Annotated in this window: 12 protein-coding genes and 1 other annotated feature; of the genes, 11 read left to right on the forward strand and 1 reads right to left on the reverse strand. The window is 39.4% G+C overall.

What is annotated here, in order from left to right; translation table 11 throughout:
* Positions 1 to 77 precede the first annotated feature (77 nt).
* On the forward strand, positions 78 to 2060 hold the full coding sequence (locus NHH15_RS10540; protein ID WP_262066631.1) for a sodium-translocating pyrophosphatase: 1983 nt from the start codon (positions 78 to 80) through the stop codon (positions 2058 to 2060).
* Positions 2061 to 2354: 294 nt separating this feature from the next.
* Here the strand turns inward: NHH15_RS10540 and NHH15_RS10545 are convergent, their stop codons facing one another.
* A complete protein-coding gene (locus NHH15_RS10545) occupies positions 2355 to 4085 on the reverse strand; it encodes an IS1634 family transposase (protein ID WP_262066632.1) in 1731 nt (576 codons plus the stop codon).
* Between the two features lie 301 nt (positions 4086 to 4386).
* Here NHH15_RS10545 and NHH15_RS10550 point away from each other — a divergent pair, with 301 nt between their 5' ends.
* From NHH15_RS10550 to NHH15_RS10595, 10 genes are all read left to right on the forward strand, one after another.
* On the forward strand, positions 4387 to 4593 hold the full coding sequence (locus NHH15_RS10550; protein ID WP_262066633.1) for a helix-turn-helix transcriptional regulator: 207 nt from the start codon (positions 4387 to 4389) through the stop codon (positions 4591 to 4593).
* A gap of 3 nt (positions 4594 to 4596) precedes the next feature.
* Positions 4597 to 4926 (forward strand): HipA N-terminal domain-containing protein, encoded by a 330-nt coding sequence (locus NHH15_RS10555; protein ID WP_262066634.1) that lies wholly within the window; start codon positions 4597 to 4599, stop codon positions 4924 to 4926.
* Complete coding sequence (locus NHH15_RS10560; protein WP_262066635.1) at positions 4926 to 5885, forward strand: HipA domain-containing protein; 960 nt, start codon at positions 4926 to 4928, stop codon at positions 5883 to 5885. Before NHH15_RS10555 ends, NHH15_RS10560 begins: the two co-directional genes overlap by 1 nt.
* Positions 5886 to 5948: 63 nt before the next feature.
* Positions 5949 to 6974 carry a CobW family GTP-binding protein gene (locus NHH15_RS10565; RefSeq protein WP_262066636.1) on the forward strand — a complete coding sequence of 342 codons (1026 nt, stop codon included), beginning with the start codon at positions 5949 to 5951 and terminating at the stop codon, positions 6972 to 6974.
* A gap of 17 nt (positions 6975 to 6991) precedes the next feature.
* Complete coding sequence (locus NHH15_RS10570; RefSeq protein WP_262066637.1) at positions 6992 to 7930, forward strand: TIGR03943 family putative permease subunit; 939 nt, start codon at positions 6992 to 6994, stop codon at positions 7928 to 7930.
* A 46-nt stretch (positions 7931 to 7976) separates the two neighbouring features.
* Positions 7977 to 8215: a binding site (T-box leader), on the forward strand.
* A 49-nt stretch (positions 8216 to 8264) separates the two neighbouring features.
* A complete protein-coding gene (tyrS, locus tag NHH15_RS10575; protein WP_262066638.1) occupies positions 8265 to 9488 on the forward strand; it encodes a tyrosine--tRNA ligase in 1224 nt (407 codons plus the stop codon).
* Between the two features lie 12 nt (positions 9489 to 9500).
* Positions 9501 to 10010 (forward strand): flavin reductase, encoded by a 510-nt coding sequence (locus NHH15_RS10580; RefSeq protein ID WP_262066639.1) that lies wholly within the window; start codon positions 9501 to 9503, stop codon positions 10008 to 10010.
* Between the two features lie 144 nt (positions 10011 to 10154).
* A complete protein-coding gene (gene rplM, locus NHH15_RS10585) occupies positions 10155 to 10583 on the forward strand; it encodes a 50S ribosomal protein L13 (RefSeq protein ID WP_262066640.1) in 429 nt (142 codons plus the stop codon).
* 26 nt (positions 10584 to 10609) lie between these two features.
* On the forward strand, positions 10610 to 11002 hold the full coding sequence (rpsI, locus tag NHH15_RS10590; protein WP_262066641.1) for a 30S ribosomal protein S9: 393 nt from the start codon (positions 10610 to 10612) through the stop codon (positions 11000 to 11002).
* A gap of 244 nt (positions 11003 to 11246) precedes the next feature.
* Positions 11247 to 12282: DUF6273 domain-containing protein (locus NHH15_RS10595; RefSeq protein WP_262066642.1), on the forward strand; the 1036-nt coding region annotated here is incomplete at its 3' end.

The following is a 12282-nucleotide window of genomic DNA, read 5'->3' on the forward strand; positions in this document are numbered from 1 at the left end:
TTTACATACGTGGGTTTATTCAGAGAACAAAGTATGATATATTCAAATTAATAGAAAACTTTGGGAGGTTTGAAAAAATGAAAGTATTATGGACAATTGTTCCTTTGTTGGGAGCGCTTGCCCTTTTGTTTGCTGTCTATTTAGCAATCAAGGTGAGACGGGAAGACCCAGGAACAGAAAAAATGAAAGTGATAGCAAGAGCTATCCGCGAGGGGGCATCAGCCTTCTTGAATGCAGAATACAAAATTCTGATTATCTTTGTTGTAGTGTTGTTTTTTGTGATTTGGTTGGGGATTGGAAGTGTTGTGACAGCGGTGTGTTTTTTAGTGGGAGCCGCTTTTTCTACTTTTTCAGGAAATTTTGGCATGAATATGGCAGTACGGGCAAATGTACGGACTGCGAATGCGGCAAGAGTGTCTGGAATGAACAAGGCACTATCCATCGCCTTTAATGGCGGTGCAGTCATGGGGATGTGTGTCTCAGGCTTAGGTGTTTTGGGTGTCAGTTTGATTTACATTATTACGAAAAACACGGAGGTGCTGTCAGGCTTTAGCTTAGGTGCATCTTCCATTGCTCTTTTTGCAAGAGTAGGAGGAGGAATTTATACCAAGGCGGCAGATGTAGGTGCAGACTTGGTAGGAAAGGTTGAAGCTGGAATTCCGGAAGACGATCCAAGAAATCCAGCGGTAATTGCAGATAATGTAGGAGATAATGTGGGAGATGTCGCTGGTATGGGGGCAGACTTATTTGAATCCTATGTTGGAGCGATTGTTTCAGCCGTTACTTTAGGACTAATCTTCTATCAGGAAAGTGGAGTATTGTTTCCGCTTGTGATTGCAGGATTTGGTCTTTTGGCATCTATGATTGCAACATTTTTTGTGAAGGGAAATGAAAATGCAAATCCCCACAGCGCATTAAAAATGGGTTCTTATATTTCCAGTGTATTGGTAATCATAGTTGCATGTGTATTCAGTAAGGTTTTGTTTGGAAACTTTAAGGGTGCCATTGCAATTGTTGCAGGATTGGCCGTGGGTATTTTAATTGGAGCCGTAACTGAAATTTATACTTCTGCAGAATACCGGTCAGTCAAAAGAATTGGAGAACAATCCCAGACAGGTGCAGCAACCACCATTATCAGCGGGTTGGCAGTAGGAATGCGTTCTACAGCGTTCCCCATTCTTTTGATTTGTGGCGGAATATTTGTTGCATATATGGTATATGGATTGTATGGAATTGCCTTGGCGGCTGTTGGAATGTTGTCTACTGCCGCAATGACCATCGCAGTAGATACCTATGGACCGATTGCGGATAATGCAGGAGGAATTGCAGAGATGGCTGGGCTTGATAAAAGCGTCCGAGAGATTACAGACAAGCTGGATGCGGTAGGAAATACCACAGCAGCAATCGGAAAAGGATTTGCGATTGGTTCAGCAGCGCTTACAGCCCTTGCACTTTTCGTATCTTATGCTCAGGCTGTACAGATTGATACCATTGATATTTTGAATGCAAAGGTAGTCATTGGGCTTTTCCTTGGAGGAATGTTACCCTTCCTATTTTCAGCTCTTACCATGGATTCTGTGTCAAAAGCAGCTTATCAAATGATTGAAGAAGTTAGAAGACAATTTAAAAGCATGCCGGGAATTATGGAAGGAACTACGAAACCAGACTATGCATCTTGTGTGCGAATCTCAACAAATGCAGCATTAAAAGAAATGATTATACCAGGTGTTTTGGCAGTGGCTTCACCTTTAGTAGTAGGAATTGTACTTGGAACAGAAGCCTTGGGTGGCTTGCTTGCAGGAACCCTGGTGACAGGAGTTCTTCTTGCCATATTTATGTCGAATGCTGGTGGAGCATGGGATAATGCTAAAAAATATATCGAAGATGGTCATTATGGTGGAAAAGGAAGTGAAACTCATAAGGCAGCAGTAGTAGGAGATACAGTAGGAGATCCTTTTAAAGATACCTCGGGACCTGCTATTAATATACTAATTAAGCTTATGACAATCGTGTCCTTAGTGTTTGCACCACTGTTTTTATCTATAGGTGGTTTGATTTAAAAAATGAAATTGAGAAATAAGCAACCTGCTGCGTATAATAAGTGCAATAGGTTGCTTATTTTATATTTGCTCTATAAAATCATACCCGATAAGGTATAAAACGAGGCGAAACATAAAAATTTATACCCTTACAGGTATAAAAGGATGAAAAATGATTGACACAATACCCGATAGGGTATAATATATGCAGTATGAATCTCGTCTTTGACACCTAAAATAACATTCAAGCTCAACAACCCTTGATATAGCTGGGGTTGTTGAGCTTTTTGGAATTCAAAATTACACGTTGCACTTTTACTTTTTTGTCTGAGCACAAATGTTTTTCATTTTCATAATAGGAATGATCTCTTTTGAGGTAGTGAAGCCGAACTCTTTGTGTAGTTCATCGGTTAATTCGGTTCGTGTATATACTGGTTCATATCCTTTTCCTTCGTGTTTCACAAAATCCATATCCTTCAAGCACTCTATTATTCTTTTGCAAGTAAATGACTCGCCAAGCCGTTTCTCAGTGTAACGATAGACGATGAGAGCAATAAAACAAGTAATAAAGTGCGCTGTGATTCTTTCTTTCCGTTGTAGATAAACTGGGCGAGCTTCAAACTCACTTTTCATAATACGAAAGCATTCTTCGATTTCCCATCTCCTCTGGTTAATCTTTACAACGGCTCCAGCTTTTTCCTCAAGGTTGGTGCAAACCGCATAGAAGCCGTCATACAGCTCTTCATTTCTGATAGCCTCTTTATCAAGATAATAGGTGGATTGATCGGCTATCTCTCCGTTTTTTGTGGCTCTATCAACTTTTATGAAACGCTTGCAGTCTGTTGGTCGTTTATGGTCAATACCTGAAGCTCCCTTTTCAATAGCTTTGAGTGCTCGCTCTATCTGATTGTTGCGAATCTTTCTTTGATAATTCTTATATTTGATAGAGTAGGACACAATCAGTTGTTGTTCCAATCCGTTCTCTTTTATCCATCGACTCTTATAGAAGACCTTATCTTTATCATTTACCTCATCTAGTTCGGAAATATTATAGGTTATGTGTACGCCCTGGCCTGATAAGTACCATCCCTTAGAATCCAAGGCCCATTCTTTTAGAAAACCTTTTAGCTTTTTAATGGATTGAGTTGTAACAAAAGAACGAGAGCCATCTTCCCCACTATAATCATTAAACTTGCGGTTGCTAAGGGAGGAGAGTCCAGCGTCTGTGCAAACAACAAATTTAGACATTCCAAAATCAGTGAGTAACTTTTCTTCAAGAGGAATCATCGTAGGTTGTTCGTTGTGATTACCGGGATAAATACTGAAAGAAAGCGGAATCCCTTCGGCATCCATAAAAAGCCCCATACCAACGATAGGAAGAGCGCGACCTTCTTTGCTAAGACCATATTGTTTGTCATCTTCAGCTTGTTCTGTTTCGAAATAAAAATTGGTACAGTCATAGTATATAATTCCCGTCTTACGCGGGGATAGTTTAAGGGTGTTTTTATATAATGTACTTTGAATATAGTCGGATTCCTCAGCAATGACAGAGAGTGCACGATATACTTGATGGAGATCAAAGTCTGGTTGCTCTATGAACTTTGCAGAATCTCTATAGGTTCCCTGTTTTGATGAAGGGTACAGAATACGAGTATAAATTAACCTAGAGAAAATAGAATTAAGGTTAAACTCGAAATTATGCTTTTTAGAGATTGCACGACAGATTTTATCAAGTCCAAGACTGTAGTAGACATCTTGAAGGAAAAGATATCCGCCGTTGTAAAGTCGTTGTTGGTTAAGGGCGAGGTCTTTCGAAGGCGACAGATCAATCAGTATTTCCCCGGATTCTTCTTTTTCTGCTTGATTCATAAGATCGACTTGATGCTGAGCCCAGGCCTTTGCATCTTTGACCCCATAAGTTTCACAAATATATTTTTCGGACCCAAAACGGGTCACTATTAATGACTTGTTTTTCCCATCAACATAAATTGTTTTCTGAGCGTAATAAGAAATAGAATATTTAGAACGTGAATAGCCTAGTCTCATGGTAACACCTCCGTATTTCGTATATATCTATTATAACACAACGCAGTGCAACGGGTAAAGAAGAAAATTGTAATTGACAAAAAAATAAAGCCACTTAAGGCTTTTACGAGGGTGGAATGCAAATAAGGTGTCAAAGACCCGCGTATAATAAGTGCAATAGGTTGCTTATTTTATATTTGCTCTATAAAATCATACCCGATAAGGTATAAAACGAGGCGAAACATAAAAATTTATACCCTTACAGGTATAAAAGGATGAAAAATGATTGACACAATACCCGATAGGGTATAATATATGCAGTATGAATAAAATAGGAAAGTATATTAAAGAAAAACGAAAAAGTGTAGGCTTGACTCAAGAAGAGTTTGCGATGCGTGCGGGATTGGGACTTCGTTTTGTCAGAGATTTAGAACAGGGAAAGGAGACGGTTCGACTTGATAAAGTGAATCAGGCACTGGCAATGTTTGGAATGGTGGCTGTTCCGGGGAAGCTTGACAGAGAGGAGTAGTATATGGCAAATGAATACCGTAGAGGTTTTGTTTATGTGCAGAATATTTTTGCCGGTATTATAGAAGAGACGGATGAAGGATACCTGTTTACCTATGATGAAGAGTATCAGTCATCTGAGGCTGCAGTTGCAGTAAGTGTAACTCTTCCATTAGAAAAAAAAGAATATTTTTCCAAAACTCTGTTCCCATTTTTTGATGGTCTAATACCAGAAGGATGGTTGCTTAAAGTTGTAAGCAGGAACTGGAAAGTCCGCCAAGATGATCGGTTTGGTTTGTTACTCATTGCTTGTCGTGATTGTATTGGAGATGTGTCTGTTCGGGGAGAAAAATGATGATGAAATGTTTGTACTGTGGGAAAATAATGAATGAAGATGTAACCCAGGAAGAACGAGAAGCTTGTTGGCATAGTAAATGTGCAAAGAAATTTTTTGGTACAGAGCGGGTTCCTTCATTGGATATATCAGAGGAACAGTTCACTCAAATAGCAAATGATACAGTGCAGAAAGGTTTAACAATACCGGGAGTCCAGAAAAAAATATCTCTTCACCTGGAAGAAAGCATGAGCACAAGACTGACAATGGTAGATTACCCAACCGGTTATATTCTTAAACCGCAAACAGCGGAGTTTCGGTTCTTACCTGAATTTGAGAATTTGGCTATGAAGCTGGCAGAAAGTGCTGGTATCAAAACAGTTCCTCATGGTTTAGTTAAGTTAAAAAATGATTATGCATATATTACACGCAGAATTGACCGCAGGATTTCCAAAAGAAAGATTTCATTCTATGCAATGGAAGACTTTTGCCAGCTGTCCAATCGATTAACACAGGATAAGTATCGAGGTTCTTATGAAGGGTGTAGCCGTGTGATTAAGAAGTATTCAACTTTTCCGGGGATTGATTTATCGGAATTGTTTATAAGGGTAGTACAGTCATTTATTATTGGGAATTCTGATATGCACCTAAAAAATTTCTCGCTAATTGAACGCCATCCAGGAAAGAGAGACTTTATCCTGTCAAGAGCCTATGATATTTTACCAGTAAATATTATTATGCCAGAAGATAATGAACAATTAGCCTTGACTTTGAATGGAAAAAAGCGGAATCTGCGTAAGAAAGATTTTCTTACATTTGCCAAAGGTTGTGATATGACAGACTTGGCCGCTGAAAAAATTTTGGCAAAGTTTATTAGGTTAAAAGAGGAATATCTGAAGCAATGTGATGAATCTTATCTTCCGAGGGAGTCTATCAAAGAAATGAAGGATTTGATCCGTAAGCGTTTTGAGGCTATTTGAAATTCATTTTCATTTGTGCTAGTATTTACTATTAGAAAGCTATTTATGAAAGGATGATTTAAAATGACGAAAATTGACATTATATCAGGGTTTCTCGGAGCGGGAAAAACCACGTTTATTAAGAAATTAATTGATGAAGTTTATAAAGGAGAGAAGTTAGTTCTCATTGAAAACGAATTTGGAGAAATCGGAATTGACAGCGGATTTCTAAAAGATTCCGGTGTGGAGATTACCGAAATGAATTCCGGCTGCATCTGTTGTACTTTAGTTGGAGATTTTGCGAAATCTTTAAAAGAAGTACTGGACACCTACCATCCAGACAGAGTAATCATTGAACCATCAGGAGTTGGAAAACTCTCCGATGTTGTAAAAGCGATTCAGGATGTAGAGGAAGATATGGTAATCGAGAGTAAGGTTGCTGTTGTGGATGGAAAGAAGGCGAAACTTTACATCAAGAACTTTGGTGAGTTCTTTATCAATCAAGTAGAAACGGCGGATACTATCGTTGTAAGCAGAAGTCAGGAACTTTCGGAAGAGAAGCTAAAAGAGTGTATTGAATTATTAAGAGAAAAGAATGGTGATGCTTCTATTATTACAACACCTTGGGAAGAACTAAAAAAAGAAAGCATACTACATGCTTTTGAGGAAGACACAAACCAGGAAAGTCTTTTAGAAGATGAGCACCATAATCATGAACATCACCACGAAGGATGCTGCTGTGGACATCATGATCATGAAGAGCACCATCATCACCATGGAGAAGGCGAGTGCTGTGGACATCATGAGCATCACCATCATCATAATCATGATGCAGATGAAGTGTTTACAAGCTGGGGAGTAGAGACTCCCGCGAAGTATAATGTGGAAGAATTGGAAGCAGTAATTAAGACTTTGGCAGATTCCACACTGTATGGTACAGTTCTTCGAGGAAAGGGTATCGTCCAGTCTCAAGAAGGTGACTGGAAGCAATTTGACTTAGTGCCAGGGGAATGGGAAATCCGGGAAGGATCTCCGGATTATACAGGAAGAATCTGTATCATTGGAACAGATTTAAAAGAAGATGAATTAAAGAAAGTATTTCACGCGTAGAAGAGGATGAGAGAATTATGGTGCCAGTATATATTGTAACGGGATTATTAGATAGTGGAAAAACAACGTTTATCAAAGATACTCTCTTGAAGCAAGACTGGATAGAAGAGGGAGTAACTGTTTTAATCCGTTGTGAAGCAGGAGATGAAGAGTTCGATCCCCTCTTTTTAGAAGAGAATGAAATTGAATTAGTTGATATAGAAGATGAGGATGATTACAACGAAGCTTTTTTACAAGAAATTGAAGATGGCTGCAACCCGGATCAGGTAATCATTGAATTTAATGGAATGTGGAACTTTGAAAATTTTGCCAATACGGATTATCCAAAGGAGTGGGCAATTGGAGGAGTTTATTCTACGATTAACGGAGAAACTTTGGAAATGTATTTGAAAAATATGCGTAACATGGTAATGGAACAGCTATCAGATTCAGAATTTATCGTTGTTAACCGTTGCGGTGAGGATGTAGACAGAGGTGCATTCCGAAGAGCGCTAAAGGTGCAGAATCCTACGACACAGGTTCTTTTTGAAAAACCGGACGGATCCATTATCCCGCCAGATGAAGAAGAGCTGCCTTTTGATTTTGAAGGAAATAAGGTGGTTTTAGGTGATGAGGACTTTGGAGCATGGTACGTAGATGCTTTTGATAATCCTCAGCGTTATGAAAATAAAGAAATTACATATCTTGCACAAGCCTATCGTCCAAAGGGCATGGATGCCCATATGTTTGTACCGGGAAGATTGATTATGACCTGCTGTGCAGATGACATTCGTTTCTATGGATATCCTTGTAAGTCGAAGGATAAGTTGTCATTTAATCCTGGAGATTGGGTGAAAGTTACGGCAAGATTTGGGTTTGGATTTGTCACACCCCAAGGAGAAGAGAGGCCTTTATTGGAGTTGATTAAGATCAAATCAGCCAAGCCTGCAAAAGATGAGGTTGTTTATTTGAGATAGCTATTGACAAAGGTTACAAGATGCTGTACTATGACTCACATATACGAGAAATGCTTTGAAAAGAAAGAGTAGTAAGAGAATACCCCAACAGAAAGTTACCGGTTGATGAGAGGTGCGGGAAGGAATTCTTATGAATACATCTTGGAGCAGCGTACCGAAAGTCATAAGTAGGCTACGACGTAGGACATACGTTATTTGTCAAAGCGATTACTGTCGCTTATAGAGGTTATTTGTGTAAGCAGATGACGAACCAAGGTGGTACCACGAGATATTCTCGTCCTTACTTTTAAGTAAGGGCGAGTTTTTTATTTACAAAATGAAAAGGAGAAAAAAGATGAAGATTTATGAAGAACTACAAGCAAGAGGGCTAATTGCTCAAGTAACAGATGAACCGGAGATAAGAGACCTTATCAACAATGGTAATGCAACCTTTTATATTGGCTTTGACCCCACTGCAGATAGTCTTCACGTAGGGCATTTCATGGCACTATGTTTAATGAAAAGATTACAGGAAGCAGGGAATAAACCAATTGCACTTCTAGGTGGGGGAACGGGTATGATTGGAGATCCTTCTGGACGAAGCGATATGAGACAGATGATGACAGTGGAAACAATCAATCACAATATTGATTGCTTTGTAAAGCAGATGAGCCGTTTTATTGACTTTTCAGAAGGAAAAGCACAGATGGTTAATAATGCAGACTGGCTTCTGGAGCTAAACTATGTGGATATGCTTAGAGAAATTGGCTCCCACTTTAGCGTAAATCGCATGCTGGCAGCAGAATGCTATAAGCAAAGATATGAAAAAGGGCTTACCTTCTTTGAATTCAACTACATGATTATGCAGGCTTTTGACTTCTATAAATTGTACAATGACTACGGCTGCAACATGCAATTTGGTGGAGATGACCAATGGAGCAACATGCTTGCAGGAACGGAATTAATCAGAAGAAAGCAGGGAAAAAATGCATACGCAATGACCATTACCTTGCTGTTAAACTCAGAAGGTAACAAAATGGGGAAAACCCAAAACGGTGCAGTATGGCTTGATCCAAACAAAACATCACCCTTTGAATTTTACCAGTACTGGAGAAACATTGGGGATGCAGACGTATTAAAATGCCTGAGAATGCTTACATTTCTTCCTTTGGAGCAGATTGATGAAATGGACAAATGGGAAGGCAGCGAGTTAAACAGAGCAAAAGAAATTTTAGCGTATGAGCTAACAGGCCTTGTACATGGAGAGGATGAAGCGAAAAAGGCAGAAACCAGTGCAAAAGCAATCTTTACGACAGGAGCAGCAGAGAACATGCCCTCTACCGTATTGACTGAGGAAGATTTAACAGAAGGACAAATCGACATTTTGACAATTCTGCTAAAAGGAGAGCTGGTTCCTTCAAAATCAGAAGCAAGACGAGCAGTGACACAAGGTGGTGTTTCCGTAGATGGAGAGAAGGTAACGGACACTTATAAAACATACACCAAGGAAGAGCTGGAAGGTGATGGGATTGTGGTAAAGAAGGGGAAAAAGAATTTCCGGAAAATCACAATGGAGTAGGAGGAAATGCAAATGGGATTTAAAGAAGTAAATATTGAAGAACTGCAGTTTAATCCATTTACCAAAATTGGAAAGGAATGGCTCTTAATTACAGCAGGAAATGAAGAAAAAAGCAATATGATGACAGCGAGCTGGGGTGGAGTTGGAATCATGTGGGGAAAAAATGTAGCAAGTGTTTATATTCGACCACAGCGTTATACGAAAGAGTTTGTAGATAAAGAGGAATTATTCACCATGTCTTTTCTAAGTGAAGATTTTCGTAAAGAGCTGAGCTTTTGTGGCTCTACATCGGGAAGAGATGTAGAGAATAAATGGGAAAGTGCAAGCCTGACGCCCTTGGTAACAGATGGAACCGTTGGGGTTGAGGAAGCAAATATGATTTTTGTGTGCAAAAAGCTTTACCGTCAGGAAATGCTGGAAGATTGCTTTGAATCCCATGTGGAACCAGAAAAATGGTATCCTCAAAAGGACTATCACTTTATGTACATGGCGGAAATTGTAAAAGTTCTCGTGAAAGAATAGAGAAAGTGATTGACAGGGATTGTTCCTTGTAATATAATGTTTAAGCATGATTGCGAAAGAAAAAGCAAAGGCCATTGCCCCGGAATTTGCTGATTTCCAATGAAAAATAAAAATGTTAGTTGATGATATACAGGAGGTAATTCCATGAAAACTTATATGGCGAATCCAGATAAGATTGAAAGAAAATGGTTTGTAGTAGATGCTACAGGACTTACATTAGGACGTTTGGCTTCAGAAGTTGCTAAGGTTTTAAGAGGTAAGAATAAGCCTGAATTTACACCACATATTGACACAGGTGATTATGTGATTGTCGTAAATGCAGAGAAGATTAAAGTAACAGGTAAGAAAATGGATCAAAAGATCTATTACAATCACTCTGAGTATGTAGGTGGTATGAGAGAAACTACATTAAAAGAGATGATGGATAAAAAACCTGAAAGAGTTATAGAGCTCGCAGTAACAGGTATGCTTCCAAAAGGACCTTTGGGAAGATCAATGTACAAGAAACTATTTGTTTATGCTGGACCAGAGCACAAGCAACAAGCTCAAAAACCAGAAGAGTTGACATTCTAAGAAAGGTTTGAAAGGAGGAAATTAAAGTGGCTAATACAAAGTATTATGGTACAGGAAGAAGAAAAAAATCTATCGCACGTGTTTATTTAACACCAGGAAGCGGAAAGATTACAATTAATAAAAGAGATATTGATGAGTATTTAGGATTAGAGACATTGAAGGTAGTAGTTCGCCAACCATTAGCAGCAACTGACACAGAAGGTAAGTTTGATGTTTTGGTTAATGTAAAAGGTGGTGGATATACAGGACAGGCTGGAGCAATCCGTCATGGTATTGCAAGAGCGTTACTTCAAGCTGATTCTGAATTCAGACCAGTTCTTAAGAAAGCGGGATACTTAACTCGTGATCCACGTATGAAAGAACGTAAGAAATACGGACTTAAGGCAGCTCGTAGAGCACCTCAGTTCTCCAAGCGATAATTTTTTATCAAATATACCGAAAACCCCGGAGCTATGTAGCTTACGGGGTTTTTCTATACTCAAATTTTATGGGAAATCGCTTTTAAACTATTTCCGCAGTGTCTTACGGAAATTATGTCTTTAGAAGGGATTTTTGTCATTTCGTGCAGAAAAAGTGGTCATTCGTGCAAGTTACTTGTTTTTGATGGGGGATTCTTACTATACTTATTAAGTCTAGAGCACGTATAGAAATGGAGGAACAGGAATGATAAGAACAGTCAAAAAAAGAGTGTTGACATTGTTAATGGCAACGACAATGATTGCGGGAGTATGTATGAGCGATACTTTTGCAGAAACAACACAAGCAGCAGTAGGAATAGAACCAGTGACAAGCAGAGGGTTTTCCTATACCATCAACGAAACGGTAATCGGCTTTGGTGGACATGAGTGGTGGGTGATTGGAGACAGCAGCAATGGTGTAAAGTCGGATGGGGCAGCACAGCTTACCTTATGGAGTAAGAACTATGATTTTGGTTTTAGTGAGTTTAACCCAATGAACATGGTGAATACATATGAGGGTAGTACTTTACAGAGCACAATGAATGCCTTACCCATTGGAACAGGTCTTGAACCTGGCATGATTCAAACAAGAGCAACACTGGACGGAATAAACGGAGCGACCCCAACTAACCAGAAATTTTGGGCACTTTCACTGGATGAATGGACGACTGTTGGAAACAGTACCGTGCGTTCATATGGCGACCATTATTGGCTGCGTTCGCCCCATTCTACACTTACGTCTAATGCCTACGTCGGCATTTCCGGCGGTGTTTTAATGGACTTCACTTATGTCGACCACAATTACGCCATGCGCCCTGCTTTCTATTTAAATCTGCAATCTGTTCTCTTCACATCTGATGCCAAGGGAGAGGGCATGAAATCTTTGGCGGCAGGGAGAGCATCTTTGGAGACGGCACAAACACCATCGAGTGCTATTAAGATGACGGTAGAGGATAATACGAATCTGTCACTTTCGACAACTACGACCAATATTGCCGCTTATCCTGGTGATACAGTGAGTTTTCAATACAATGGTGCCAGAGGTGGAGGGACCAGAAGTGTTTCCCTGATAATTTGTGATAAGACAAGTGGAAATATCTTATTTTATGGACGTCCAGTAGATTTGAGTGGCGGAGATACTTCGGGAACGGCAGAATTCACAATTCCAGCAGATATGGAAGTTGGTGACTATCAACTAAAAGTATTTAATGAAGAGGTAAATGGTGAAAATTGCACGGACT

Origin of the sequence: Aequitasia blattaphilus, assembly GCF_024721305.1 — a bacterium.
Classification (GTDB): Bacteria; Bacillota; Clostridia; order Lachnospirales; family Lachnospiraceae; genus Aequitasia; species Aequitasia blattaphila.

What these genes read in the sequence shown, in the direction of transcription:
- NHH15_RS10560 (WP_262066635.1), top strand. Translation starts at nt 4,926, where the DNA reads ATGATGAAATGTTTGTACTGTGGGAAAATAATGAATGAAGATGTAACC.
- NHH15_RS10570 (WP_262066637.1), top strand. Translation starts at nt 6,992, where the DNA reads ATGGTGCCAGTATATATTGTAACGGGATTATTAGATAGTGGAAAAACA.
- NHH15_RS10555 (WP_262066634.1), top strand. Translation starts at nt 4,597, where the DNA reads ATGGCAAATGAATACCGTAGAGGTTTTGTTTATGTGCAGAATATTTTT.
- NHH15_RS10565 (WP_262066636.1), top strand. Translation starts at nt 5,949, where the DNA reads ATGACGAAAATTGACATTATATCAGGGTTTCTCGGAGCGGGAAAAACC.
- NHH15_RS10550 (WP_262066633.1), top strand. Translation starts at nt 4,387, where the DNA reads ATGAATAAAATAGGAAAGTATATTAAAGAAAAACGAAAAAGTGTAGGC.
- NHH15_RS10540 (WP_262066631.1), top strand. Translation starts at nt 78, where the DNA reads ATGAAAGTATTATGGACAATTGTTCCTTTGTTGGGAGCGCTTGCCCTT.
- NHH15_RS10545 (WP_262066632.1), bottom strand. Translation starts at nt 4,085, where the DNA reads ATGAGACTAGGCTATTCACGTTCTAAATATTCTATTTCTTATTACGCT.
- NHH15_RS10580 (WP_262066639.1), top strand. Translation starts at nt 9,501, where the DNA reads ATGGGATTTAAAGAAGTAAATATTGAAGAACTGCAGTTTAATCCATTT.
- tyrS (WP_262066638.1), top strand. Translation starts at nt 8,265, where the DNA reads ATGAAGATTTATGAAGAACTACAAGCAAGAGGGCTAATTGCTCAAGTA.
- rplM (WP_262066640.1), top strand. Translation starts at nt 10,155, where the DNA reads ATGAAAACTTATATGGCGAATCCAGATAAGATTGAAAGAAAATGGTTT.